The organism is Arthrobacter sp. Soil761 (assembly GCF_001428325.1).
Classification (GTDB): domain Bacteria; phylum Actinomycetota; class Actinomycetes; order Actinomycetales; family Micrococcaceae; genus Arthrobacter.
Genome location: NZ_LMSF01000029.1, coordinates 18,186 through 43,003, shown reverse-complemented (window position 1 = coordinate 43,003; position 24,818 = coordinate 18,186). Strand labels below are relative to the sequence as shown.

22 protein-coding genes are annotated in these 24,818 nt (G+C 66.4%); 9 read left to right on the top strand and 13 right to left on the bottom strand.

The features are described 5' to 3' along the window. The first annotated feature begins 49 nt into the window (after positions 1–49). Entirely contained in the window at positions 50–241 is a 192-nt protein-coding gene (locus ASG79_RS16610; RefSeq protein WP_018768963.1) for a YegP family protein, read from the top strand. A 3-nt stretch (positions 242–244) separates the two neighbouring features. Here the strand turns inward: ASG79_RS16610 and ASG79_RS16605 are convergent, their stop codons facing one another. Genes ASG79_RS16605 through ASG79_RS16595 form a run of 3 tightly spaced genes read right to left on the bottom strand, consistent with a single transcriptional unit; the run spans position 245 to position 3,193 of the window. Next, a complete protein-coding gene (locus ASG79_RS16605; RefSeq protein WP_056392582.1) occupies positions 245–922 on the bottom strand; it encodes an NUDIX hydrolase in 678 nt (225 codons plus the stop codon). Next, the gene (gene nth / locus ASG79_RS16600) at positions 919–1,713 is read right to left on the bottom strand and encodes an endonuclease III (RefSeq protein ID WP_018768965.1); all 795 of its coding nucleotides are present in this window, start codon (positions 1,711–1,713) and stop codon (positions 919–921) included. The genes ASG79_RS16605 and nth overlap by 4 nt, the downstream gene beginning before the upstream one ends. Positions 1,714–1,756: 43 nt before the next feature. Then, entirely contained in the window at positions 1,757–3,193 is a 1,437-nt protein-coding gene (locus ASG79_RS16595) for a hypothetical protein (RefSeq protein ID WP_056392580.1), read from the bottom strand. 410 nt (positions 3,194–3,603) lie between these two features. Here ASG79_RS16595 and acs point away from each other — a divergent pair, with 410 nt between their 5' ends. Beyond that, positions 3,604–5,625: an acetate--CoA ligase gene (gene acs, locus ASG79_RS16590; RefSeq protein WP_056392577.1), complete on the top strand. Its 2,022-nt coding sequence runs from the start codon at positions 3,604–3,606 to the stop codon at positions 5,623–5,625. Between the two features lie 90 nt (positions 5,626–5,715). Further along, entirely contained in the window at positions 5,716–6,513 is a 798-nt protein-coding gene (locus tag ASG79_RS16585; RefSeq protein ID WP_018768967.1) for a DeoR/GlpR family DNA-binding transcription regulator, read from the top strand. On the opposite strand, the gene ASG79_RS16580 is transcribed toward ASG79_RS16585, so the two are convergent. Beyond that, a complete protein-coding gene (locus tag ASG79_RS16580; RefSeq protein ID WP_018768968.1) occupies positions 6,510–7,532 on the bottom strand; it encodes a LacI family DNA-binding transcriptional regulator in 1,023 nt (340 codons plus the stop codon). The genes ASG79_RS16585 and ASG79_RS16580 overlap by 4 nt on opposite strands. A 10-nt stretch (positions 7,533–7,542) precedes the next feature. Continuing rightward, entirely contained in the window at positions 7,543–8,748 is a 1,206-nt protein-coding gene (locus tag ASG79_RS16575) for a Gfo/Idh/MocA family protein (protein WP_018768969.1), read from the bottom strand. Between the two features lie 182 nt (positions 8,749–8,930). Here ASG79_RS16575 and ASG79_RS16570 point away from each other — a divergent pair, with 182 nt between their 5' ends. From ASG79_RS16570 to aroQ, 5 genes are all read left to right on the top strand, one after another. After that, complete coding sequence (locus ASG79_RS16570; protein ID WP_018768970.1) at positions 8,931–9,863, top strand: carbohydrate ABC transporter permease; 933 nt, start codon at positions 8,931–8,933, stop codon at positions 9,861–9,863. A 10-nt stretch (positions 9,864–9,873) separates the two neighbouring features. Then, on the top strand, positions 9,874–10,797 hold the full coding sequence (locus tag ASG79_RS16565) for a carbohydrate ABC transporter permease (protein WP_018768971.1): 924 nt from the start codon (positions 9,874–9,876) through the stop codon (positions 10,795–10,797). A 76-nt stretch (positions 10,798–10,873) separates the two neighbouring features. After that, a complete protein-coding gene (locus ASG79_RS16560) occupies positions 10,874–12,220 on the top strand; it encodes an ABC transporter substrate-binding protein (RefSeq protein ID WP_056392575.1) in 1,347 nt (448 codons plus the stop codon). Positions 12,221–12,372: 152 nt separating this feature from the next. Further along, on the top strand, positions 12,373–14,565 hold the full coding sequence (locus tag ASG79_RS16555) for an alpha-galactosidase (RefSeq protein WP_056392573.1): 2,193 nt from the start codon (positions 12,373–12,375) through the stop codon (positions 14,563–14,565). A gap of 81 nt (positions 14,566–14,646) precedes the next feature. After that, positions 14,647–15,111, top strand: coding sequence for a type II 3-dehydroquinate dehydratase (gene aroQ, locus ASG79_RS16550; RefSeq protein WP_056392571.1), 465 nt, complete (start codon positions 14,647–14,649; stop codon positions 15,109–15,111). A gap of 10 nt (positions 15,112–15,121) precedes the next feature. Here aroQ and ASG79_RS16545 read toward each other — a convergent pair whose 3' ends face one another. Next, positions 15,122–16,306 (bottom strand): MarP family serine protease, encoded by a 1,185-nt coding sequence (locus tag ASG79_RS16545; RefSeq protein ID WP_056392569.1) that lies wholly within the window; start codon positions 16,304–16,306, stop codon positions 15,122–15,124. A gap of 195 nt (positions 16,307–16,501) precedes the next feature. Between ASG79_RS16545 and ASG79_RS16540 the strand changes: the two genes are divergently transcribed. Continuing rightward, positions 16,502–17,179 carry a Crp/Fnr family transcriptional regulator gene (locus tag ASG79_RS16540; protein WP_011775987.1) on the top strand — a complete coding sequence of 226 codons (678 nt, stop codon included), beginning with the start codon at positions 16,502–16,504 and terminating at the stop codon, positions 17,177–17,179. 131 nt (positions 17,180–17,310) lie between these two features. Here ASG79_RS16540 and ASG79_RS16535 read toward each other — a convergent pair whose 3' ends face one another. The 7 genes from ASG79_RS16535 to ASG79_RS16505 all read right to left on the bottom strand — a co-directional run bounded on the left by ASG79_RS16535 (position 17,311) and on the right by ASG79_RS16505 (position 24,818). Then, positions 17,311–18,849 (bottom strand): alpha-N-arabinofuranosidase, encoded by a 1,539-nt coding sequence (locus ASG79_RS16535; RefSeq protein ID WP_018768976.1) that lies wholly within the window; start codon positions 18,847–18,849, stop codon positions 17,311–17,313. Between the two features lie 65 nt (positions 18,850–18,914). After that, on the bottom strand, positions 18,915–19,811 hold the full coding sequence (locus ASG79_RS16530; protein WP_056392567.1) for a carbohydrate ABC transporter permease: 897 nt from the start codon (positions 19,809–19,811) through the stop codon (positions 18,915–18,917). A 2-nt stretch (positions 19,812–19,813) separates the two neighbouring features. Continuing rightward, a complete protein-coding gene (locus ASG79_RS16525; RefSeq protein ID WP_018768978.1) occupies positions 19,814–20,716 on the bottom strand; it encodes a carbohydrate ABC transporter permease in 903 nt (300 codons plus the stop codon). Positions 20,717–20,742: 26 nt separating this feature from the next. Continuing rightward, positions 20,743–22,008, bottom strand: a complete 1,266-nt coding sequence (locus ASG79_RS16520; protein ID WP_377204863.1) for an extracellular solute-binding protein — start codon at positions 22,006–22,008, stop codon at positions 20,743–20,745. 291 nt (positions 22,009–22,299) lie between these two features. Next, positions 22,300–23,298 carry a LacI family DNA-binding transcriptional regulator gene (locus ASG79_RS16515; protein ID WP_026265720.1) on the bottom strand — a complete coding sequence of 333 codons (999 nt, stop codon included), beginning with the start codon at positions 23,296–23,298 and terminating at the stop codon, positions 22,300–22,302. 59 nt (positions 23,299–23,357) lie between these two features. After that, entirely contained in the window at positions 23,358–24,269 is a 912-nt protein-coding gene (locus ASG79_RS16510) for an NUDIX hydrolase (RefSeq protein WP_018768981.1), read from the bottom strand. 15 nt (positions 24,270–24,284) lie between these two features. Continuing rightward, on the bottom strand, positions 24,285–24,818 hold the full coding sequence (locus ASG79_RS16505; RefSeq protein WP_056392565.1) for a RidA family protein: 534 nt from the start codon (positions 24,816–24,818) through the stop codon (positions 24,285–24,287).

The window sequence follows — 24,818 nt, the reverse complement described above, 5'->3', positions numbered from 1 at the left end:
ACCGGTCCACACGCTGATGCAACGACGCATACCAGGGAGGTCCCCGTCCATGGCGGGAAGATTTGAAATTCACCGTGCAGGCGATGAGTCGTACCGGCTGCGGCTGACCGACGCCGAAGGCAATATCGTTGCGGTGTCACCAACCTTCAGGTCCCTCAGCCTGCTCCGCGACGGGATCAACGCCATGCGCGAGAATGCCGCCACCGGAATCGTGGTGGATTTGCGCCACCAGCAGGCCTGAAAACTAGACCCCGATCGGGTGCAGCCTGGTGCGGTCCCATGGAACGGACCAGCCGAGCTGGTCGAAGAGGCCGCTCAGCACAATGCCGGTGAAGCCCCACACCACCACGCCGTTGACAGTGAAGGCAGGGCTGTCGAACGTGCGGCCTGCGCGGTGGACCGTGGCCATCACCCTGTTGTCCGGGTCCAGGAGGTCCCTGACCGGGACGCGGAATACCTGGGCGGATTCGGCGTAGTCCACCACCCGTACCGGCGACGGCGAGTGCCACCATCCGAGCACCGGCGTCACCAGGAAGTTGCTGTGCGCCAGGCCCAGTTCCTGGAGCGTGCCGAGGACTTCCACCCCGCCGGTGTCCAGTCCGGTTTCCTCCTCGGCTTCCCTAAGCGCAGCCGCCACCGGCGTTTCGCCCCGGTCGATGCTGCCGCCGGGAAACGCCACCTGCCCTGGATGCGAACCCAGGGTGTGGGCGCGCTCCAGGAGCAGGACGTCCAGATCCGCCGGCGCCAGTGGCTTGCCGGACGCGGCCGGGACGTCGTCGAGCACCCCGAAAAGCATCAGGACCGCGGCCCTGCGGGCGCGGGAGGCATCTACTGTCAGTGCAGCCCAGCGTGGATCAGGGGGCCCGGCCGTCCCGGCTTCCGCCCGCTGGACCAGCGCGGCCAGGTCTTCCCTTGCGCTCACGTGGCCCTCGCCTGGGAGGCCATCCGGATCTCCGCAGCCCGCTGCTGTTCAGACAGGTACTGCTCCAGCAACGCCTCGCTGCCGGGCGCAAGTTCATACTTGAGGAGCTTGGCTGCTTTGACGGGGTCGGTCTCCCCCAGGCCATAGCTCGGGCACCAATTAGCCACGGGACAGGCACCACAGGCGGGCTTCCGGGCGTGGCAGACGCGGCGGCCGTGGAAGATCACACGGTGGGACAGCATGGTCCAGTCCCTGCGGTCAAACAACTCCGCCACGTCCTGTTCGATCTGCACAGGGTCCTCGGACTGGGTCCACCCAAACCGCTTGGCCAGCCGGGCGAAATGGGTATCGACGGAGATGCCCGGGATGCCGAAGGCGTTGGCCAGCACCACGTTGGCGGTTTTGCGGCCCACCCCGGGCAAGGTGACCAGGTCTTCCATCCGCCCCGGGACCTCGCCGTCAAAGTCATCCACCAGGCGGGTGCACAGCGCCAGGACGTTCCTCGCTTTGGCGCGGAAGAACCCCGTGGGCTTGAGGATGGTTTCAAGCTCCGTGGGGTCCGCCTCGGCCAGGGACCGGGCATTGGGCCAGCGTGCGAACAGCACTTTGGTGACCTGGTTGACCGTGACGTCGGTGGTCTGGGCGGACAGCACGGTGGCCACCAGCAGTTCGAAGGGGTTGCGGAAGTCCAGTTCCGCGTGGGCGTAGGGATATTTTTCGGCCAGGGCCCGGTGGATGCGCCGTGCCCGCCGTTTCAGCGCCAGGACGGATTCGGACGAGACCACGGGCATCCCCGCGGCCTGCCCGTTCTTGCTGCGTGGCCCGGCCACGGCGTCAGCCGCGCTCGATGTTGCTGAGGTCGCGCAGGACGCCCAGCCGTCCGTCCGTGTGCTGGACCAGGAATTCGTGGCCCCGGTCCTCAAGCGCCAGTACCCAGCCGCCGGGCTCGATCACGAAGGCAGGCGCACCGGTGCGGGGGTCGTAGGCGGTGCGGTGCTGGGCGACGGCGAACCAGAAAGCCTCATGGATGGGCTGCCCGTCGGTCTCGTCATGGCGGGTGGACGGGTCCACCGTCGCGCCGATGGGCTGCTCGGAACGGACCTGCTGGTGGACAGCGGTGGCGGCCGGCGGCTCCCACGCTGCCTGCGGAGCGCCCGCGGCGGGGACGGCACCGTGCTGGGTCTCCTCGGCTGCCGGGGCCGGGGTTGAGTCAGGACGGACGACGTCGGCCGCCTGGGTGGGCGGGCCGGCGTCCTGATGCGGCGTGCCGGCATCCCGGTCAGCGGCTTCGGGGGCGGTTGATACAGGGGTGGATGATACAGGGCTGGTTGATACAGGGCTGGTTGATACAGGGGCGGTTGGCGCCGCGGGGGTCGAGGCAGCCGGACCCGCGACGGTGCCCGCAGCTGGAGCGCCGGCAGCTGCAGCGCCGGTCCCTGCAACGGCAGCCCCGGCATTGGCCACGGGGACGGCGGCAGTGGCGGGCGTGTGGGTGGAACGCGCCGGCGCAGGGTTGGGGCTGGAAGATCCCGGCTCGACGGCGGAGGAACCTGCACCGGCCCCACCGAACAGGGTGGCACCTTTGAAGCCGCCCTTTGACTGGTTGGAGCCGGACTCCGGCTTGGGGGCTTTGGGGGTGCGCGGCTTCCGCAGCGGGACCGCGGCCTCGCGGGCCACAATGTGCGCCGGCGTCTCTGGCCGGTCCTTGAAGTCACCGGAAAGGTACGGCAGGAACCGGCCCAGCACGGTGGCGGCGAAGAGGACGAGCGAGCCGATCAGGCCCACCAGCAGGCTGGTAACGTAGCCGCCTGCAACGGACAGGAAGAAGAAGGCCAGGGCGAAGGAGGCCACAACGGAGGCGAACTGGTCGATCGAGAGCGACCCCACGCGGATCCTTGTGGCGGGTGCCAGGCGGCGCGCCGCGAACAGTGCGCTGGCGATCAGCGGCAGGACGATGCCCAGTCCCAGGAAGAACAGGTTGTTGAGGTTCCACAGGTTGTACCGGGCGCCGAAGAGGGGAAGCAGGGACGCGACAAAGAGGATCAGGGTGCCTGCGAAGACGGCCAGGTCGCGCACGGTGAACGGACCGAGGACCGCCTGGTTGGCGTTCGGGTCGATCTTCCCGGAGCCGGCCTTCTGCCCTGCAGCCTGCCCCTTGGCGGCGTTGCCGGCCGGTGTCGCGTGCGCGGATCCTCCCACGGCAGGCCCGGAGGCTCCTGGCCCTGCCTTGGTGTCCGGACCCGTTCGCTGGCCGTAACTCTGCTGGTTCATTCTGCTCTCCTTAGCGTGGCGGCACCGGGCCCGGTCCGGACCCGAAAACTGTGCCGTCTTGACATGCGGTCCGGGCCCGGCAAGGCGCTGTTTGCGCCCGGCCGGAGAGGTCCGAAGTGAAGTCACAATTCCATCTCAGCCTAGTCAACGGCCCGGCCGATCACTAGCTGGGGCAGGCCTCCGGCGGTGCCTGGCGAGTCATGAAGAGACCATTCACCGCATAAAAAATGCCGCTCATGGCCGCCTATGTGACGGGGCACACAGCGGATGCACCGTAAGCATTAGGCTTGGTTCCGGAACAGCTCTTTGCGGTATGCCCGCCCCCGGCTGGAGCCCAATGCCGTGCGATCGGCGGGCCAATGCGGTGGCGGCGTCCCGCGCGGCAAAGATCGATGAATGATGAGGTTCACATGTCCCAGGACACCCCCAGCTCCACGGCTACCGTTCCGTCCGCTTCCGCCCAGCCGGCAGGACAGCAAGGCCACCAGGGCGACGCCTTCGCGAACCTGCTGCATGAGACGCGGGCCTTTCCACCCTCCCCGGAATTCGCGGCCGACGCCGTTGTCACCGCCGCCGAGTACGGGGAGGCGAACGCCGACCGGCCCGCGTTTTGGGCGAAGAAGGCCCGGGAGCTGCTGACGTGGTCCAAGGACTTCACACAGGCGCTGGACTGGTCTGATCCGCCGTTCGCCAAGTGGTTCGTTGGCGGCGAAATCAACGCGGCGTACAACGCGCTGGACCGGCATGTGGAGGCCGGCAACGGCGACCGCGTGGCCATCTACTTCGAGGGCGAGCCCGGCGACGCCCGCACCTATACCTACGCCCAGCTGACCGAGGAAGTGAAGAAGGCGGCCAACGCTTTCGAGTCCCTGGGCGTTGCCAAGGGTGACCGGGTTGCGGTGTACCTGCCCATGATCCCGGAGGCCGTGATCACGCTGCTGGCATGCGCACGCATCGGCGCGGTCCACTCGGTGGTGTTCGGTGGATTCTCGGCGGAGGCCCTCCGGTCCCGGATCGACGACGCCGAAGCCAAGCTGGTGGTGACCGCCGACGGCACCTACCGCCGAGGCAAGCCGAGCCCCCTGAAGCCGGCCGTCGATGATGCCCTGGCCCACGATGGCCACACGGTCCAGAACGTGGTGGTGGTCAAGCGCAACGGCCAGGACGTGGACTGGCACGAGGGCCGGGACCACTGGTGGGCGGACACGGTGGGGACGGCCAGCGCAGAGCACACCGCAGTGGGCCACGATTCGGAGCACCCGCTCTACATCCTCTACACGTCCGGTACCACCGGGAAGCCCAAGGGCATCCTGCACACCACCGGCGGCTACCTCACCCAGACCGCCTACACCCACAGGGCGGTCTTTGACCTGCATCCGGAAACGGACGTGTACTGGTGCACGGCCGACGTCGGCTGGGTCACCGGCCACTCCTACGTCGCCTACGCCCCGCTCATCAACGGCGCCACGCAGGTCATGTACGAGGGCACGCCGGACTCCCCGCACCAGGGCCGCTGGTGGGAGATCGTGGAAAAGTACAAGGTCTCCATCCTGTACACCGCTCCCACCGCCATCCGCACCTTCATGAAGTGGGGCGCGGAGATCCCGGCGAAGTACGATCTTTCCTCCCTGCGGGTGCTGGGTTCGGTGGGCGAGCCCATCAACCCCGAGGCCTGGATGTGGTACCGCAAGGTAATCGGCGGCGACAAGGCGCCCATCGTGGACACCTGGTGGCAGACCGAAACCGGCGCACAGATGATCGCCCCGCTTCCCGGGGTCACCGCCACCAAGCCCGGCTCCGCCCAGATGCCGCTGCCCGGTATCGCCGTGGATGTGGTGGATGAAATGGGCGAGTCCGTCCCCAACGGCCACGGCGGTTTCCTGGTGATCCGCGAACCCTGGCCGGCCATGCTGCGCGGCATCTGGGGCGACCCGCAGCGGTTCAAGGACACCTACTGGTCCCGCTTCGAAAACATGTACTTCGCCGGGGACGGCGCCAAGAAGGACGAAGACGGGGACATCTGGCTGCTGGGCCGCGTGGACGACGTCATGAACGTCTCCGGGCACCGGCTCTCCACCACAGAAATCGAATCCGCCCTGGTGAGCCACCCCGCCGTGGCGGAGGCCGCCGTCGTGGGCGCCACGGACGAAACCACCGGCCAGGCCGTGGTTGCGTTCGTGATCCTCCGCGGCGATGCCGTGAACAACGGCGACGCCACCGTACAGGAGCTGCGCAACCACGTGGGCAAGGAAATCGGGCCCATTGCCAAGCCCAAGAACATCCTGGTGGTGCCCGAACTGCCCAAGACCCGGTCCGGCAAGATCATGCGCCGGCTCCTCAAGGACGTGGCGGAAGGCCGCGACCCGGGCGACGCCACCACGCTGTCCGACCCCACGATCATGCAGCAGATCGCGGCCAGCCTCCGGAAGTAGCAATACGGCGACGGCGCTTCCCCAGCCGGGGAGGCGCCGTCGCCGTATGCTGGGAGCACCCTTGCCACCCGCGTTGAAGGATCCGCCTCCATGCTGCCTGCCGCCCGACACCAAGCAATCCTGGATGCCGTCCAGCGGGAGCGGGTGGTCCGGGTCTCGGACCTCGCCACCCAGCTTGGCGTCTCGTTGATGACGGTGAGGCGGGACATCGAGCTGCTCGAGGAGGGCGGCAAGCTGGAACGAATCCACGGCGGCGCCAAGCTGCCGGGGGATGCAAGCACGCATGAGCCCGGTTTCGAGCTGAAGTCCACGCAGTTGACCGCGGAGAAGCGCGCCATCGCCGTGGAGGCGGCCGCCCTGGTCCACGAGGGCATGGCGGTCGGCCTGGGTGCCGGCACCACCACGTGGGCATTGGCCAAGGAACTGGTTGGAGGGCCGCGGATCACGGTGGTCACCAACTCTGTCAGGATCGCGGACCTCTTCCACCACGCTGCCTCGTCCGGCTCGGCCCGTTACTCCTCCACCGTGATCCTGGTGGGCGGCGAGCGCACGCCCTCAGACGCCCTGGTGGGGCCCATCGCAACGGGCGCCCTCAAGCAACTGCACCTGGACGTGCTGTTCCTGGGCGTCCACGGGATGGATGCCGAGGCGGGCTTCACCACACCCAACCTGCTCGAAGCCGAAACCGACCGGGCCTTCATGGCAGCAGCGCGCAAGACAGTGGTGCTGGCCGACCACACCAAATGGGGAATGCTGGGCATCAGTTCCATCGCCGCCCTGGATGACGTGGATGAGGTCATCAGCGATTCCGGACTTGGCCCGGAGGCCCGGCGGGTCCTACAGGAGCGGACCAGGCTGCGCCTGCCCGCCATGCAGTCGGCCGGCTAGGGGCAGCCGCAGGATTGGCGTACGTGCAGTTTGGTGGGAAAGATCCGGTGCCGCGGGTCCTCCCCCCGGCTGGCTCCAACGAGTGCCGCCACGGCAGCCTCCGCCATGGCCGCCACCGGCTGCTCAACGGTGGTCAGCGGCGGCCAGGAGTATTCAGAGTCGGCCGAGCCGTCAAAAGACGCCACGGCAATGTCGCCCGGAACAGACAGTCCCGCTTCATGGATGGCCCGCAGCAGTCCAATCCCCTGCATATCGGACGTGGCGAAGACGGCCGTTGGCCGGTTCACTGACGCCAGGAGGCGTTGCCCGGCCACGTACCCTCCGGGCCGGGTGAAGGCACTGTAGGCAATGGGCCCCTCGGGCAGACCAGCTTCCTGGAGCGCCTGCCGCCAACCTACTTCACGGCCGTCGGTCTCCCCGGAGACGTTGGTTCCCATGGCCAGGCCGATGTTGGTGTGGCCATGGCTGATCAGGTGTTCCACCGCGATCCTGGCTCCGGCCGCCAGGTCCACACCGATGCTGTTGAAGCCCGGGGCGTCACGTTCCTGGTTGAGCAGCACGGACGGGATGTCCGCCGTTTCCAGCGCCTCGAGATCGGGTTCGAAAAGGACGCTGGCCAGCAGGACGCCGTCCACCTGCCGGGCGGCGAGGTTCCGGATGTTGCGGCGTTCCTTGGCCAGGTTTCCGTCCGAGTTGCTCAACACCAGCGCGTACCCCAGGTCTGCGGCGGCATCCTCCACGGCGTGCGAAAACAGTGAGAAGAACGGGTTCGAGATGTCCGGGACGATAAGCCCCAGGGTCTCGCTTGAGCCGAGCTTCAGCGCCCGCGCGGCGGCGTTGGGCCGGTAGCCCAGGACGCGGATGGCGTCCTGGACCTTGGCTTCGGTGGCCGGCGCCACTTTCTTGGGTCCGCCATTGACCACGTAACTGACGACGGCGGTGCTGACGCCGGCATAGCGCGCCACATCCTTGCGGGTCACCGGGCCGCCGCGGGAGGCCTGCGCGGCCGGGGAAGTCATGCTGTCCATGCTAACCACTCATACCCGGCGCATCCCCAAAGTCACGGATGGGAAGCCGTACGCCGTTTTGCAGGGCGGACTGGTGGGCCACGATACCCGGGAGGGTGAAGCGGGCGGCCACCCACGCATTCACGGGCGGCAGTGTGCCGTCATTGACCGCCGTGACGAAGTCGTCCACCAGGAAATGGTGGCTTCCCTCGTGCCCGTTCGGTGCGCCGCGGAACTCCTCAGGCAACCGTCCGGCGTCGTGGACGGGAGCGAGTCCCGACACGAATGCGTCCCGGAGTTCCGGGGCCACGTTGGCCAGTGAGGGATCGTCCAGGGACATGCTGGGCCGGGTTTCCATCTGCTCGGAGATGTCGTGGACATTCTGTTTGTCCTGCCAGACGGTGACCCTGGCGAGCTGTTCAAAGCTTGCCTCCGTGCCAAAAAACCGGAAGCGCGATTCGCGGATGTGGGACGGATAGCCCACGCGGCGCATCTCGTTGGTGCGCATCACGCCGCCGTCGTTCAGTTCAAAGAGCGCCGTGGCGTTGGAGAAGTCATTGCCGAACATGCTGACGTCCTTGTCGAATACCCCGTCGTCCCGCTGGTCCTTGACGCCCACGCAGCTGACGCTGACGGCGTGCGCCGGGATGGCCCCCAGCACCCCGCCGATCGCATGGGTGGGGTAGAGCATTGGCGGGTAGCTTGCCGTCTCCTTCCACCGCTCGCCCCCGCTGTACTGGTAGGCGTCATAAAAGCCGAGGTCCATGTCGTGGACGTAGTCGCCTTCGGAGTAGAAGACCCGGCCAAACCTGCCGGCCGCCTGCTGTTCGCGGGCATACACGGTGGCGGGGTTGTAGTAGCTGGTCTCACCCATCATGTACACCTTGCCGGTGTCCCGGACGGCCTGGATGATGCGGGCGATCTCCTCTTCGGCAACCGCCATGGGCACGGCTGAGTAGACGTGCTTGCCGGCGCGGAGAGCACGCTCCACCAGGGGTCCGTGCGTCCAGCGCTGGGTGAAGACCGCCACGGCGTCGACGTCGGAGGCCAGAAGGGCGTCAAAGTCGGGCACGACGCCGGCAAGATCCAGCCTTCGGACCACGGATTCAGCCCGCTCCGGCAGCTCGTCCACAACATAGACCGCACTGACGCCGGGATGCAGGTTGAACAGGTGTGCGAACTGGCTGCCGAACTGGCCCGCGCCCACGATGCCGATGGAGAACGTCATTGTTTGCCTTCCGATTGAAGTTTCTCCGAGTGTTTCACCCGCATCTACTCGAGTCAATATCCAGTCACTGGCGTAATTGCCCTGGTTTTGAAACATTGAAATAAGCCCTTGCCGTCCAATATCTACTCGTGTAGATTTCTTTCCAGCCTGTTACTTCCATCACACTCAGGAAAGGGTCGACGATGACCACCCTTACCAGGAACGCCAGCCCGGCAGTGCACGCAGCGCACCGGCCGCTGAAGCGCCGGGGACAGAGCGACCTGAAGATCGCATTGTTCTTCATAGCCCCGGCGATGATCGGATTTATCGTTTTCTACCTGGTGCCCACCCTGCGGGGCATCTACCTCAGCTTCACCGAATACAGCATCCTCGGCGACCCGACGTGGATCGGTGCCGCCAACTATGAGGCCATCGCCAAGGACCCCCTGTTCTGGAATGCGCTGGCTGTCACCGGGCAGTACGTCCTGATCAACATCCTCCTCCAGACCACGCTCGCGCTGGGGCTTGCCCTGCTGATGCACCGGGTAGCCAAATCAACCGTGATCCGCGGCGCGCTCCTGCTGCCGTACCTGATGGCGAACGTGATCGCCGCCCTCCTCTGGTTCTGGCTCCTGGACTACCAGATCGGCATCGTCAACTACTTCATCGACGCCATCGGCCTGCCCAAGGTGGCATTCTTCGGCAGCGAGGAATGGGCCATCCCCACCCAGGCCCTCATCAACACCTGGCGGCACATGGGCTACACCGCCCTGCTGCTGTTCGCCGGCCTGCAGGCCATTCCCAGCCACGTCTACGAAGTGGCCAACCTGGACGGCGCCTCACCCTGGCAAACATTCCGCAAGATCACCATGCCGCTGCTGCGCCCGGTGCTCGCGCTGGTCCTGATCGTCACCGTCATCGGTTCCTTCCAGGTGTTCGACACCGTTGCCGTCACCACCCTGGGCGGACCCGTCAATGCCAGCCGGGTGCTGCAGTTCTACATCTACCAAAAGGCCTTCACGGAATCGGACTTCGGCTACGGCTCCGCCCTGGCGGTCATCCTCTTCGTCATCCTCGCCCTGGTGGCCTTCATCCAGATGAAGTTCCTCAAGGGCAACGAATCAGACCTGGATTAAGGACACTTCCATGACCACCGCAAAAGTCTCCGCACCCGCCCGGCCCGCCACCCGCCGTCGTCCGTTCAACTGGCGCCGCACCGCCGCCTGGTTCCTTGTGGCCATCGCCGTTGCCGTCTCGGTCCTCCCCTTCTACTGGATCCTCCGGACGGCGCTGTCCACCAACGGGGCGCTGGCCGGCAACGCCACCAACCTGCTGCCCGCAGAATTCAGCCTGGGCGCATTCCAGCGCGTCTTCGGCCTGCAGTCCCCCGAAGAGGCAGTGGCCCAGGGCGGATCCGGCGCGCAAATCGACTTCTGGATCTACCTGCGCAACTCCGTGCTCTTTGCCTCCATCACCACCACCGGCGCAGTGTTCTTCAGCGCCATGGCCGCCTACGCCTTCGCCCGGCTGCGGTGGCGGGGACGGAACCTGGTCTTCAGCCTGTTCCTGGCCACCATGATGGTGCCGCCGATCTTCACCGCGCTGCCCAACTTCCTCCTGATCAAGAACCTGGGCCTGCTCAACACCATGGCGGGGCTGGTACTCCCCTACATCTTCATGACCCCGTTCGCCATTTTCTTCCTCCGGCAGTTCTTCCTGAACATGTCCCGCGAGGTGGAGGAAGCGGCAATGCTCGACGGCGCCAAGCACCTTCGGATCTTCTTCCAGATCATCCTGCCAAACGCCGCCGCCCCCATCGCCACCCTGGCCCTGCTCACCTTCATCGGCCAGTGGAACGAGTACTTCTGGCCGCTGCTGGTGGGCCAGGAGGAGTCCGTCCGCGTCCTCACGGTGGGCCTGGGCGTGTTCAAGTCCCAATCGCCGCAGGGAGCGCCGGACTGGTCCGGCCTCATGGCGGCCACGCTGGTCTCCGCCCTTCCCGTCCTGATCCTGTTCGCCGTCTTCGGCAAGAAAATCGTCAACTCCATCGGCTTCTCCGGCATCAAGTAATCACCCCTTCCCTCGAAATTCCCCCTCCCGGCGCGCGCCACGGCGGCCTGCCCGGAAGCACCCTGAAAGGACCCCCATGAACCTGAACAAGAAAGCACTCGGCTCCCTCGCAGCAGCTGCGGCAGCAGTCCTGGCCCTCTCCGCCTGCGGAGGCGGCGGCTCCGCGGAAGCCGGCAAGGGCGAGCTCAACTACTGGCTCTGGGACGCCAACCAGCTCCCCGCCTACAAGCAGTGCGCCGACGACTTCCACAAGGCCAACCCGGACATCACCGTCAAGGTCACCCAGCGCGGCTGGGACGATTACTGGGGCACCCTGACCAACGGATTCGTGGCAGGCACCGCCCCGGACGTCTTCACCGACCACCTGGGCAAGTACCCCGAATTCATCAAGAACAAGCAGCTGCTCGCCCTGGACGACGCCATCAAGAAGGACAACATCGACACCGGCATCTACAACTCCGGCCTGGCGGACCTCTGGGTGGGCCAGGACGGCAAGCGCTACGGACTTCCCAAGGACTGGGACACCATCGCGCTGTTCTACAACACCAAACTTGCCGCGGACGCCGGCGTCACCCCGGAGCAGATGGCCAACCTGACGTGGAATCCGAAGGACGGCGGTTCGTACGAAAAGACCATCGCCCACCTGACCGTGGACAAGAACGGCAAGCGCGGCGACGAGCCCGGCTTCGACAAGAACAACGTTGCCGTCTACGGGCTCGGCCTCAACGGCTCCGGTTCCGGCCAGGGCCAGACCGAATGGAGCTACCTGACCGGCACCACCGGCTGGACGCACACGGACAAGAACCCGTGGGGCAAGCACTTCAACTACGACGACCCCAAGTTCCAGGAAAGCATCGACTGGTTCGCCGGGCTGGTGGAGAAGGGCTACATGCCCAAGCTCGAAACCACGGTGGGCGCCAGCATGGCCGATACCTTCGCCGCCGGCAAGTCCGTCATCAACGCCAACGGCTCCTGGATGATCGGCCAGTACACCGGCTACAAGGACGTCAAGGTGGGCATCGCCCCCACCCCGGTGGGTGTCAACGGCAAGCGCGCCAGCATGTACAACGGCCTGGCGGACTCCATCTACGCCGGCACCAAGAAGCCCGAAGCCGCCATCAAGTGGGTCGAATACCTCGGCTCCGCCGCCTGCCAGGACGTGGTGGCTTCCAAGGCCGTCGTCTTCCCCGCCATCAAGACCTCCGCAGACAAGGCCGTGGAAGCCTTCAAGGCCAAGGGCGTGGACGTCACCCCCTTCAGCCAGCAGGTCAAGGACGGCACCACGTTCCTCTACCCGATCGCTGACAACGCCGCGAAGGTTGACGGCATCATGAAGCCGGCCATGGACTCCGTGGTCTCCGGCAAATCCAAGGCCAGCTCCCTGACGGCCGCCAACGACCAGGTCAACGCCCTCTTCAAGTAACCCCCGCACGTGGCTGCGTATGTGGTCGCAGCCACCCGGCCGGGTGCCGCCGTCCCCTCCTCGCGGCGGCGGCACCCGGCCTCCCCTTCCCGTGATTTTCCTTTTGCGCGTTCGTGACGACGCAATCCCTGAACACTGAAAGAGACTTCCCTATGGATCCCTTGCACCTCCGTTCCGCCGGCACCAGCCTGGTGATCAGCTTCGACAGCGGAGAGGCCGAAGTCATCCACTGGGGCGCCGAGCTGGGCGCAGACCTGCCGGACCTGGCCATCCTCACGGCTGCGGTGCCGCCCTCGTCGATCGACGTCCGCGTTCCCGCGGGCCTCCTCCCCCAGGCTTCCTCGGCCTGGCGCGGGCGCCCGGCCCTGCGTGGCCACAGGATCACGGACAGCGGCGCCGGCCGGGACTTCTCCTCCCGCCTCCGCGTCACCTCCGTCAGCACCGAAGGATCCTGCGCCACCATCGTGCAGGCCGACGGCGACACGGGCCTGAGCGTCGCCACGTCCCTTGCGCTTCATGCGGGCGGCCTGCTGGAACTGCGCCACACCATCACCAATGAGGGAACCACGCCTTTCCAGGTGGACGAGCTGGCGACCGTCCTGCCCGTGGCACCGGACGCCGTCGAACTCCTTGACCTGACCGGGCGCTGGTGCCGCGAGCGGCATCCCCAGCGCCGCCCCATCCAGCAGGGCACCTGGGTTCGCACCGGCCGGCACGGCCGCACCGGCCACGATTCCTCCCTGCTGTTCGCCGCCGGCACCAAGGGCTTCGGCAACCGGCACGGCAGGGTGTGGGCCACCCACCTGGCCTGGAGCGGCAACCATGAACAGTTCGCCGACACCATCGGCGACGGCCGGACCATGATCGGCGGTTCCGAGCTGCTGGGTCCCGCCGAAGTCATCCTTGAACCAGGTGCCCGCTACACCACCCCCGCTTTGTTCGCCGCCTACTCCGACCACGGCCTGGACGGCATTACCGAAGCGTTCTACAGCTGGTTCCGCTCCCGTCCCCACCATGTCCTGCCCGCCGCGTCCACCGGCCTGCCCGCCGGCAAGCCGCGGCCCGTCGTCCTCAACGTCTGGGAGGCCGTCTACTTCAACCACAACCTGGACATCCTGACCGAACTGGCGGAATCGGCCGCCGACCTCGGCGTGGAGCGCTTCGTGCTCGACGACGGCTGGTTCCGCGGCCGCCGGGACGACCATGCAGGCCTGGGCGACTGGTACGTGGACGAAACCCTGTGGCCCAACGGCCTGGCCCCCCTCATCGACGCCGTCACCTCCCGCGGCATGGAGTTTGGGCTGTGGGTTGAACCGGAGATGGTCAACCTTGACTCGGACATCGCGCGCGCCCACCCTGACTGGATCGTGGGCCCGTCGGCGAAGGCACACAAGGACGGCGGCCGGCTGCCCCTGGAGTGGCGCAACCAGCACGTCATCGACCTGGTGAACCCGGACGCGTGGCAGTACATCTACGACCGGATCGACGGGCTCCTGTCCGGCAACAACATCAGCTACCTGAAGTGGGACCAGAACCGCGACCTCGTGGAACACGGCCACGCCGGCGCCCCTTCCGTCCACGCGCAGACCCTCGCCGCGTACCGGTTGTTCGACGAGCTCCGCAAGGCACACCCCGGCGTGGAGATTGAAAGCTGCTCCTCCGGCGGCGCGCGCGTGGACCTGGGCATCCTGGAGCGGACCGACCGGATCTGGGCCTCGGACTGCAACGATGCGCTGGAACGGCAGACCATCCAACGCTGGACCGGCGCGGTGGTCCCGCCCGAGCTGGTGGGCAGCCACATCGGCCCCACCACGTCGCACACCACCGCCCGCACGCACGACCTGTCCTTCCGGGCCATCACCGCCCTGTTCGGCCACTTTGGCATGGAATGGGACGTCCGGAGCGTCCAGGGCAAGGAGCGCGACGAACTTCGGCGCATCGTGGGCCTGTACAAGGAACACCGGGACCTGATCCACAGCGGCCGCCGGGTCCACGCGGACGTCGCCGATGATGCCTTCCTGCTGCACGGCGTGGTGGCGGACGGGTCCATCGCGGACAGCACGACGGCGGCCCTGTTCGCCGTTGTGGGCACGCGCACCTCTGCCGCGGAGCAGCCCGGACGCATGGGCCTCCCCGGCCTGGAGCCGGAGCGGAATTACCGGATTGAGGTCCTCGCCCCCGTCCAGGAGGACGCCGACTACGCGCACACCTTCACCCAGGCGCAACCGCCGGCGTGGCTTGCCGGTGGAGCCGTTGCCAACGGCCGTTTCCTCGCGGAGGTAGGGCTGCCGATGCCGGTGCTGAACCCCGAGCATGCCCTGCTGCTGAAGGCGACGGCCCTCTAAACAGCCATCGGACCCCCTGCCCGCCGCGCATCCGGACGTAAGAATGCGCGGCGGGCAGGGCCAACCGATAGATTTGCAGGCATGACTGAAGCCTCCTCCACTGTCGAAGCCGGCCGCGGCACCATCCTGGTCATCAATGGCCCCAACCTGAACCTGCTGGGTACGCGGGAGCCGGAGAAGTACGGCACCTCCACCCTTGCCGATGTGGAGCGGCTGGCCGCTTCCGCCGGAGAGCGGCACGGTTTCGCAGTGGAGTGCGTCCAGTCCAACCACGAAGGCGTCCTGCTGGACACCATCCACGCCGCCCGGGGCACCGCGGTGGGCATTGTCCTGAACGCCGGCGCCTTCACGCACACGTCCGTTGCTCTTCGTGACGCCCTGGCCGCGGTGCAGGTGCCCGCCGTCGAGGTGCACATCACCAACGTGCACCAGCGCGAGGAATTCCGGCACCACTCCTACCTGTCGCCGGTCTGCGCGGCGGTGATCGTTGGTGCCGGGGTGTTCGGCTACAAACTTGCCATCGACTACCTGGCCGAGGTCCTGTAGCCGGGAGCCGCTACTTCTGGATGCACTGCCCGGAGGAGACGGGTGTGGACAATGCGGGTGCCTGCTCCGCGACCGGGTCAAGATCGTTCATGGTGATGGCGAACCCCACCTCGGCGTCAGAGGTTGCCTTGGCAAAGACCACCCCGGCCACCTGGCCGTCAGTGGTCAGCAGCGGGCCGCCCGAGTTTCCCGGCTGCACGTCCCCGGCAAGGCGGTAGATGTCCTCCGGGGACGGGTTGTTCCCGTAGATGTCCGGGACCAGGACCGTGGCAATGTCCTGCACGGTGGCGGGCTTGGACTGGAAAGGCCCGCCGTGCGGGTACCCGGCGAACGCGGCCTGGCTGCCGCCGGGCAGGTCGCGGCTCAGCGGCAGCGGCCGGGACGGCAGGTTGTCCACCGCCAGGACCGCCAGATCCCGCTTGGTGTCGAAGTAGACCACGCGGCCGGGCATCGCACCGCCGTCGGGCATCTCCACTACCGGCTGCGACACGCCCGCAACGACGTGGGCGTTGGTCACCACGCGGTCCGGGGAAACCACGAAGCCGCTGCCGGTCTGGTTCTGGCCGCATTCGTAGGCAGTGCCGGCGATCCTCAGGACGGACTGCGCCGCTTTGTTCAGCGCCGGAGTGTTGGTGCTGGTGTTGGGCACCTGGACCGCCTGGCCCTGGTCCAGCCCTTCGATCAACGTGGGAATGCCGTTGCCGATCACGGTGGACCGCAGCTGCGCCATGGTGGCCTTGACGGGGGTGGGGGTGAGCCCGTCGATGAAGCGGATCACCTTGGACTCGGCCAGCTGCTGGGACACGAAAGGCACGCCCAGGGAGCTGACGCTGAACGCCAGCATGGACATGACCAGCGCGGAGACCACCAGGTTCAACGCCCCGCCCACCAGCCGGTCCACCGCCCGCAAGGGACGGATCCGCACCACGCCGCGCAGTTGCCGCCCGGCCGTGGTGCCCAGGCCATGTCCCACGGCCATCAGCACGACGGCGGCAGCGATGATGGCGGTAAGCCTCCACCCGGAGTCCTCGACAAAGGTGCTGACGAGGGGGACGGCAAAGAATGCGGCGATGGCACCGGCAGCAAACCCGGCGAGGCCGCCGACAGTGACCAGGAACCCGTTGCGGAGGCCATAGATCAGGTATGACAGCAGCGCCAGGATCAGGACGATGTCCAGGACAGTCAGGCCGACCACAAAGGCTCCTTATTTACAGTTGAACCCCCATTCTAGTGGCGGACGCTGACAATCTTCTGTGGCGTGCACCGCCCTCCGGCAGACCTGCATTCGGTTGCCCGCAGGCGTTTCGGCTGCCAAGTTCGTCACAGAACGTTGAAAATTCTGAAACAATGGCACAAGCGCCACAGCCGATACTTTTACTCAGGAGATTTCATGGACATCGAGGTACTGCGCCGAGCACCCCTTTTCGCCACGCTCGACGACGACGCATTCCGGCTGCTGACGGACGAGCTCACCGAGGTGGACCTGTCCCGCGGCGCTTCGGTGTTCCGCGAAGGTGACCAGGGTGACCAGCTGTACTTCATCGTCTCCGGCAAGGTAAAGCTTGGCCGCACCTCGCCCGACGGCCGTGAATCGCTCCTGGCCATCCTCGGCCCGGGCGAGCTCTTTGGTGAGATGGCGCTGTTCGACCCCAGCCCCCGCACCGCCACCGCCACCGCGGTCTCCGAAACCCGGCTGGCCGGGCTGAAGAACGAGAGCCTGAACGCCCTGCTGCGCACCCGCCCGGAGGTTTCGGCCCAGCTGCTGCAGGCCCTGGCCCGCCGCCTGCGCCGCACCAACGACTCCCTCTCGGACCTTGTGTTCTCCGACGTCCCCGGCCGCGTGGCAAAGGCGCTGCTGGACCTGGCGGACCGCTTCGGCCGGCCGGCTACCGACGGCGTCCTGGTGGCCCACGAGCTCACGCAGGAAGAACTGGCGCAGCTGGTGGGCGCCTCCCGCGAAACGGTCAACAAGGCCCTGGCCGAGTTCGTCCAGCGCGGCTGGCTGCGCCTCGAAGCCCGCGCGGTGGTCATCCTGGACATGCAGCGCCTCCGCCAGCGCTCCCGCTAGGACAAACAAAAACCAGAACCAAGAAATACCAGGCCCAACAAAAACCAGGCCCAACAGGAAAGGCCGCCCCTCGGGGCGGCCTTTCCTGTGCCTGACCTTTTGTGCCTGACCTTTTATGCCTGGAACGTGGGTCAGTTCTTCGCCACGTCCAGTTCCACCACAGCCCACGACAGGGCGGGAAGTCCCAGCCGGAGCTCAGATCCGGTTGCCTTGGCTCCCTCAAGCGGCTTCAGGCCCACCCGGTCGGGTTTTTCCTGGTTGTTGATGGTGAAGCGGTCGCCGCCTTCCGGGATCTCGAGCACCTCCGCCCTGACCACCCGCCGTGCGTCGAAGCCCCGCAGGCTGACCTCCACGTCCGCGGCCTCTTCCAGGCCGCGGTTGGCCAGGAACAGGGCCACGCGGCCGGTTTCCTCGTTCCAGGTGGCGCTGACATCCACCAGGTCCGTGTCACCAAACCGGCTGTTGGCGTACTGGTCCGAGTCCACGGACAACCGCAGGATCTGGCCCTTGGCCAGCTCTGCCATCCGGGCGAACGGGTGGAAGATGGTCTGGCGCCAGGCCGGGCCGTTCTCCTCGCTGAAGATCGGGGCGATGACGTTGACCAGCTGCGCCTGGTTGGCGATTTTGACGCGGTCGCCGTGGCGGAGCAGCGAGTTCAGCAGGGTTCCCACCACCACGGCATCCGTCACGTTGTACTTGTCCTCGATGAGCCGGGGGTGCTCGCGCCAGCCGGCCTTGGCGACGTTGCGCAGCTGGTCCTCGGTGTCCCGGCCGCGCTGGTACCAGACATTCCATTCGTCGAAGGAAAGGTTGATGTGTTTCTTGTGCTTTCCCTTCGCCCGGACGGCGTCGGCGGTTGCGATGACTGACTCGATGAAATAGTCGGTGTCGACTGCGCTGGCGAGGAAGCTGCCCACGTCGCCGTCGTGCTCCTGGTAGTAGGCGTGGAGGGAGACGTAGTCCACCTCGTCGTAGGCATGGGTCAGAACAGTCTGCTCCCAGGCGCCGAAGGTGGGCATGCCGGAGTTGGAACTTCCGCAGGCCACCAGTTCAATGTCCGGGTCCACGAAACGCATGGCCTTGGCGGCTTCCTGGGCCAGACGGCCGTATTCCTCTGCGGTCTTGTGGCCGATCTGCCACGGCCCGTCCATCTCGTTGCCCAGGCACCAGAGCTTGATGTTGAACGGATCCTTGTGGCCGTTCTTCGCGCGGAGGTCGGACCAGTAGCTGCCGCCGGGGTGGTTGGCGTACTCGACGATCTCGCGGGCCGCGTCCACTCCCCCGGTGCCCAGGTTGATGGCTTCCATGATTTCTGTGCCGGCCTGGCGGGACCAGTCCACGAATTCGTGGAGGCCGAACGCATTGGTCTCCACGGTGTGCCAGGCGCCGTCCAGCCGGCGGGGCCGGTTTTCGCGGGGGCCGATGCCGTCTTCCCAGTTGTAGCCGGAGACGAAGTTGCCGCCCGGGTAGCGGATGACGGTGGCGCCGAGTTCCTTGACGAGTTTGAGGACGTCCTGCCGGAAGCCGTTTTCATCCGCTTCAGGGTGGCCCGGTTCGTAGATGCCGGTGTAGACGCAGCGGCCCATGTGCTCCACGAAGGAGCCAAAGAGGCGTCGGGGGACTTCGCCGATGGTGAAGTCGCGGTCGAGGGTGATCCGTGCGCGGGACATGTGGGACATCTCCTTGGTTGTGGTTGGTTCGCAGGTGTGGGTCTGGATGGGCGGAAGGTGCCGGCTCAGGTTCCGGCGAGGCCCGTCGTCGCGACGCCCTTGATGATCTGGCGCTGGAAGAAAAGGAACACGAGGATGAGCGGCAGCGCCGCGAGCAGGGCGGACGCCATGTTCTGCGCGTACTGGATGCCGTAGGCGCTCTTGATGGTTTGCAGGCCCACCGGGAGGGTGAGCAGCGAGGCGTCGTTGGTGGCGATGAACGGCCACAGGAAGTTGTTCCATGCGCCGATGAACACAAAGATGGCGACGGCGGCCAGGATGGGCCGGGACAACGGCAGGATGATCTGGGTGAAGATCCTCATGCGGCTGGCACCGTCCATCACCGCGGCTTCCTCAAGTTCGCGGGGAATCTGGTCGAAGAACTTCTTGAGTACGAACACCATGGCCGGGTGGATGACCTGGGGCAGGATGATGGCCCATGAGGTGTCCACCATGTGCAGGGCGAGCATCTGGTAGAAGAGCGGAATGATCAGGACCGGCGGCGGGACGATGATGGAGGCGATGATTACCGTCATCAGCACCTTCTTGCCCTTGAAGTCGATCCGGGACAGGGCGTAGGCCACGAGCGCCGAGATCACCAGGGTGATGGCCGTGATGGCGGCCGAAGTATAGAGGGAATTCCACGTCCAAAGCGGGATGTTTCCGTCCTGGAAGACCTTGACGAATGCGTCGGCAGTAAAGCCCGACGGCGGCAGCCAGCTGACCTTCGGAGCTGCGGCATCCGTCTCGCTCTTGAAGGCGGTGGCGGTGGCCCAGGCGAACGGGATCAGCCACAGGACCGCGATGGCCGCGGCCACCACCAGGGTGGCGATCTTGCCCGGGGTCATCGTCTTGCGGGGCTGGCGGGTTTCCTGGCTGGTGTTGGTGCCTGGTCGGGGCCGGCTGATGGTCTGGGTTGCCATGGTTATGCACTCCTGCGGCGGGTGATGACGAACTGCATGACCGAGACGACCACGATCAGTCCGAAGAAGATGTAGGAGATGGCTGCGGAATAGCCCAGCCGGTAGCCGGTGAACCCGGTTTCGAAGATGTACTGCACCACCGGCCTGGTGGACCCTCCGGGCCCGCCGGCGGTCATCTGGTACACCTGGTCGAAGATCTTGAGCGAGGCAAGGACCTGGAGGAGCACGATCATCACGGTGGTGGGGCCCAGTTGCGGCAAGGTGATCGAGAAGAGCTGGCGCCAGGCTCCGGCGCCGTCGAGGGATGCCGCCTCATAGTGCTGCTGGGGGATGTTCTGCATGGCCGCCAGGTACAGCAGGAAGTTGAACCCCACCGTCCACCACAGCGTGGCAATGACGATGGCCCACATGGCCACGTTGGGGTCGTTGAGCCAGGCGACTTTGGGGATGCCGATCCTGGACAGGGAATCGTTGATGAGGCCCAGCTGCGGGTTGTACATCCAGCTGAAGAACAGCGAAACGACGGTGGACGCGAGCAGGTACGGGGCAAAGTAGGACAGGCGCCACAGCCACTGCGCCGGCAGGCCGGCGTTGAGCAGTGCCGCCATCACCAAAGCGACCAGCACAAGCGGGACCGTGCTGATGACGGTGAAGTAGAGGGTGTTGCCGAGCGAACGCCACATGTCGGCATCGGCGAAGGCTTCGGCGTAGTTCGCGAAACCGATCACGCTGTCGTTGGCTCCGGTAAGGGATTTGCCGGTGAGGCTCATATAGATGCCGTAAAGAACCGGCCACACCAGGAAGACGACGAAGAAAGCCAGGAAGGGCGCCGCAAACCCCCAACCGCTGAGGTTGCTCCTGGCGAGGCTCCCGGTCCTGCGCCGGGCTGCTGGTGAAGAACTCATGAAGGACTCCTTTGTCGCTCGGGCGGTTAGACCGGATTTGGCCGGGAAAGAAGGGTGTTGGTGCGCTTTTCGAAGGCGTCCCATCCGGCCGCTGCCTTGTCGCGGCCTAGGAGGACGTTTTGGACGTTTTCGGCAAAGTAGGTCTGCCAGTCGGAACCGGAGCCGCTGAACCAGGCTTCGGGATCGTAGGCAATGACGTCCGCGGCGTTGGCGTAATGCACCTGCGGTGTGAGGGCCTTATACGCCTGGGACTGGACCACGGGCTGGTAGGCGGGGATGTGTCCTGCCTCCGCCCAGGACAGCGATCCTTTGAGGATGTCGCTGACGAACTTGTAGACATCGCGCCGCTTCGTATCGTCCACGTTCAATTGCCGTGGCAGGACGAAGGAATGCGAGTCCGCGTACGCGGCCGGGGTGCCAAAGAGCGTGGGGATCGTTGCAGCGTCCACCGGGAGGCCTGCCTTCTTCATGGTCGGCAGTTCCCAGACGCCGCTGAACAGCATGCCCGAGCCGCCGCGGGCGAATTCCGCGATGCCGGTGCTGATGTCGCCGCTCTTTGCCGCAATGGTGTCGTCGAAAAGCGATGCCATGAATTCCAGCGACTCAATGGCGGCGTCCCGGTCAACCTTCATCGGCTGGCCCGGCGTCAGCGTCATGTCCGCGCCGTGCTGCTTGTAGAGCGTGTAGAACAGCCGCCACATCTGGGATCCGCTGCCGAGGTAGCCAAAGGACAACCCGTGGGCCTGCGTGACCTTCTGCATTTCCTTGGCCATGGCCATGAACCCCTGCGGGGACGTGACCTCCTGCAGCTGCCCGTTACCACCCAGGACGCCGGCCTTGCGGGCAATGTCCGTGTTGTAGAACATGATGAACGGGTGCGAATCCAGGGCGATGGAAAAGACCTTGCCGTCCTGCTGGCTCTTCTGCCAGATCCGCGGGGCAAAGTCGGCGCCGGTGACGCCGTGCTCTGCCAGCAGCGAGAGGTCCCAGGGCTCAATCAGGCCGCCCGGGGCGTAGCCCGGGACACGGCTGGCGTGCATGATGGCCAACTCCGGCGGCCGGCCGCCAGCCGAGGCCATGGCGAGCTTGGTGTAGTAGGGCGGGCCCCACGCTAGGACGGTCGGGTGCACCTTGAACCCGGGGTTGGCTTCGTTCGCCTTGTTGATCATGGCCTGCATCTTGATGCCGTCGCCGCCGGACAACAGATGCCAGAACTGGATGTCCCTGGCGGCCGCTGCGGAGGCATTCCCACCGCACCCTGCCAGGGCCGCCGCAGCAATGACGCTGCCCATTGCTGCGGTTCCCGACAACAGCTGCCGTCTCGACAGCTGCCTGCCTGCGAAAAAATCAAACTGCTTCACCCGTCACTCCTTTGGATGGGTCCGCTGAAAGTCATTCCCGCGCCACAAACCGTTGCTGCCGCATGCTGGGCAGCCATGCCCCGCGGGGCCCCCGGTGTGACGCACGCCTCACATTACATCGATGTAATGGCCACCGCAATGGATAATTGTTAGCGTTCGCAAAGTGACCCGCCACTCTCGATTAGGGCTCCCGCGCCAGGATCCCGGTCGGAGGGCAGGAGCCTAGGAGGTACTCTGCCGTTCCACGATCCGGTAATCGATGGCCACTACCTTCTGCGGGCCCTCACGGTCGGCCATGCGCTCGGTCAGGAGGCGCAAGGCCTCCCTGGCCACCTGGCGCTTGTCAAAGGAAACGGTGGTCAGCGACGGCACTGCATACCTGGCGTCGGCGATGTCGTCGAAGCCGGCTACGGCCACGTCGTCGGGCACCCTGATGCCCCGCTTCCACAGCACACTGAGGGCCCCGATGGCCATGGAGTCGGTGAAGCAGAACAAGGCCTCGGGCAGGGGATGCGAGTCAAGGTAGGTGGACAGCGCTTTCGCCGCCGTATCCGGGCTCCACTTTTCGCAGGGGATGATCAGTGAGTCATCCCAGCCAATGCCAAGTTCTTCGAGTGCAGCCTGGTACCCACGGGTGCGGAGGACGGCCGCCGCCGAGCCCCTGCCTTCCGCGGCCCCCAGCACGGCAATACGGCGCCTGCCGGTGCTGCCCAGCGCCAGCGTCATGTCCCGTGCGGCGGCAACACTGTCCACCCATACACGGTCAGCCAGTTTCTGCGTCACCTCACCCAGCAGGACCACCGGAGGCAGGGCAACCCCCACCTTCACGGCACTCTCGTCCAAAACCACGGGGTTGAGGATGAGCCCGTCGATGAGGTTGGACCGCGCCCGCGACATCAGCTCGTATTCGCGCGTGGGATCGGACCCCGTCTCCTCGATCTGCACGCTCCACCCCTGCTCGTGGGCCACCTCCACCACGCTGTGTGCGATCTCGGCGGAGTACGGCGTGGCCAGATCGGGCAGGGCCAGGGCGATGACGCCCGACCTTCCGTTGCGCAGTCCCCGGGCAGAGAGGTTGGGAACGTAGTCCAGTTCCGCCATGGCCTGCTCCACCTTGATCCTGGTGGGGCCGCTGACCGGAACAATGCCGTTCATGACGTTCGAGACGGTCTTTGGCGAAACCCCTGCGAGGCGCGCTACGTCCTTGACCGTTGCGCGCAAAGGCGCCCCCTTGCTCCCGGTGTGGCTTTGGTGAAGATTTTACCCGGCTCCGTGGAGCGTCAGCGTTCGCGCTGGTGGTCCCCCGCCACGGTCTTGGCAGCCTCGACTTCGAGCATGAGCCTGCCGTCCTCTTCAACCAGGGTTGGCTGGTAAACGTGGGGCTTGCGCTTGTAGCTCAGGTAGGCAATGCAGCCGTTGGCCGCGGCCATCTTCTCGAGCATGATTTCGGAACCCGGGACCAGCAGTTCGCCCAGCGGGCGGCCCACCGTGTTCTCCTGGCCTGCCTCGTCGCCCAGCGCCGTGGAGTTCCGCTCCTGGATCACCTGCGCGGCGTTGACCCACCTGCCCCACACGCCCTTGCCGTCCAGCAGCGAAGGTTCCTGGCCCAGCGGCACCGTGGCGGCGAAGTAGCGGGTGTCGAAGCGGCGGTGCGCGAAGTCGGGGCTGCGCCAGTTGACGAGGGACTTGAGCAGGTCGGTGCGCAGGGAGAGCCCGCGCTTGCCCAGCACCTGGGCAAGCGTCTTCTCCTGGTCGGCCACCGCCACGCGTGCCCGCATCCACTCGGACGTGGACGTGGCCTCCACCGTGCTGGACATGTCGGGACCGGCCAGGAGCACGCCGGTCTCCTCGAAGAGTTCCCGGATGGCGCCCACCACGTGGCGGCGGGCCAGCCCGACGTCGTCCGTTCCCATCTGCTCGGCCCAATGCTGCGGTGAGGGTCCCAGCCAACCCATGGCGTCGTCGTCGGCCGGGTCAAGGGACCCGCCGGGGAACGCCAGGACGCCCAGCGGCGAGGAGCCGGGCCGGTAACCCAGCCAAGTCTCCAGGCCGGTGGGTGAATCACGCAGGAGGACTACGGATGAGGCGTAGCGCGCGGCCCGGGGGGTGCGCTCGCCGTGTTCGAGCCAGCTTTGCGCCGCCCCTTCAAGGTCTTGGGGAAGTGCAAAAAGGCGTCGTGCGAGGTGCGGCAAGGGAAGTGTCCGGTCTTAGCTGAATTCGGCAATGAGCTCGACCTCTACGGGAGAGTCGAGCGGAAGAACGGCAACGCCGACGGCGGAACGTGCGTGCTGCCCGGCGTCACCGAGGACGCGGCCCAGCAGTTCCGAGGCACCGTTGACGACGGCGGGCTGGCCCGTGAACGAGGGATCCGAAGCGACGAATCCCACCACCTTCACGATCCGGGTGATCCGGTCCAGGTCCCCGATGACGCTCTTGACGGCGGCCAGGGCGTTGACGGCGCAGACCGCTGCGAAGCGCTGCGCGTCCTCCGGGGAAACGGTGGGCTCGTCGGCGTACCCTTCGGTGCCCGCGGACACCTTGCCCGTAGCTTCGAGTTTGCCGTTAATAAACGGCAACTGGCCCGAGGTGTAGACATGGCTTCCGGAGACTACGGCGGGAACGTAGGAGGCCACCGGGGCGGCGACCGCGGGCAGGGTGATGCCGAGTTCCGCGAGGCGCTGCTCGACGGCGGATACGGGCGCCGCTGCGGCGCTGGACTGGGCTTCTGCGGGGGTGCTCAT

What these genes read in the sequence shown, in the direction of transcription:
- ASG79_RS16610 (WP_018768963.1), top strand. Translation starts at nt 50, where the DNA reads ATGGCGGGAAGATTTGAAATTCACCGTGCAGGCGATGAGTCGTACCGG.
- ASG79_RS16575 (WP_018768969.1), bottom strand. Translation starts at nt 8,748, where the DNA reads ATGACGTTCTCCATCGGCATCGTGGGCGCGGGCCAGTTCGGCAGCCAG.
- ASG79_RS16505 (WP_056392565.1), bottom strand. Translation starts at nt 24,818, where the DNA reads ATGAGCACCCCCGCAGAAGCCCAGTCCAGCGCCGCAGCGGCGCCCGTA.
- ASG79_RS16560 (WP_056392575.1), top strand. Translation starts at nt 10,874, where the DNA reads ATGAACCTGAACAAGAAAGCACTCGGCTCCCTCGCAGCAGCTGCGGCA.
- ASG79_RS16585 (WP_018768967.1), top strand. Translation starts at nt 5,716, where the DNA reads ATGCTGCCTGCCGCCCGACACCAAGCAATCCTGGATGCCGTCCAGCGG.
- ASG79_RS16535 (WP_018768976.1), bottom strand. Translation starts at nt 18,849, where the DNA reads ATGTCCCGCGCACGGATCACCCTCGACCGCGACTTCACCATCGGCGAA.
- nth (WP_018768965.1), bottom strand. Translation starts at nt 1,713, where the DNA reads ATGCCCGTGGTCTCGTCCGAATCCGTCCTGGCGCTGAAACGGCGGGCA.
- ASG79_RS16525 (WP_018768978.1), bottom strand. Translation starts at nt 20,716, where the DNA reads ATGAGTTCTTCACCAGCAGCCCGGCGCAGGACCGGGAGCCTCGCCAGG.
- ASG79_RS16565 (WP_018768971.1), top strand. Translation starts at nt 9,874, where the DNA reads ATGACCACCGCAAAAGTCTCCGCACCCGCCCGGCCCGCCACCCGCCGT.
- aroQ (WP_056392571.1), top strand. Translation starts at nt 14,647, where the DNA reads ATGACTGAAGCCTCCTCCACTGTCGAAGCCGGCCGCGGCACCATCCTG.
- ASG79_RS16540 (WP_011775987.1), top strand. Translation starts at nt 16,502, where the DNA reads ATGGACATCGAGGTACTGCGCCGAGCACCCCTTTTCGCCACGCTCGAC.
- ASG79_RS16530 (WP_056392567.1), bottom strand. Translation starts at nt 19,811, where the DNA reads ATGGCAACCCAGACCATCAGCCGGCCCCGACCAGGCACCAACACCAGC.
- ASG79_RS16520 (WP_377204863.1), bottom strand. Translation starts at nt 22,008, where the DNA reads ATGGGCAGCGTCATTGCTGCGGCGGCCCTGGCAGGGTGCGGTGGGAAT.
- ASG79_RS16555 (WP_056392573.1), top strand. Translation starts at nt 12,373, where the DNA reads ATGGATCCCTTGCACCTCCGTTCCGCCGGCACCAGCCTGGTGATCAGC.
- ASG79_RS16580 (WP_018768968.1), bottom strand. Translation starts at nt 7,532, where the DNA reads ATGACTTCCCCGGCCGCGCAGGCCTCCCGCGGCGGCCCGGTGACCCGC.
- acs (WP_056392577.1), top strand. Translation starts at nt 3,604, where the DNA reads ATGTCCCAGGACACCCCCAGCTCCACGGCTACCGTTCCGTCCGCTTCC.
- ASG79_RS16595 (WP_056392580.1), bottom strand. Translation starts at nt 3,193, where the DNA reads ATGAACCAGCAGAGTTACGGCCAGCGAACGGGTCCGGACACCAAGGCA.
- ASG79_RS16570 (WP_018768970.1), top strand. Translation starts at nt 8,931, where the DNA reads ATGACCACCCTTACCAGGAACGCCAGCCCGGCAGTGCACGCAGCGCAC.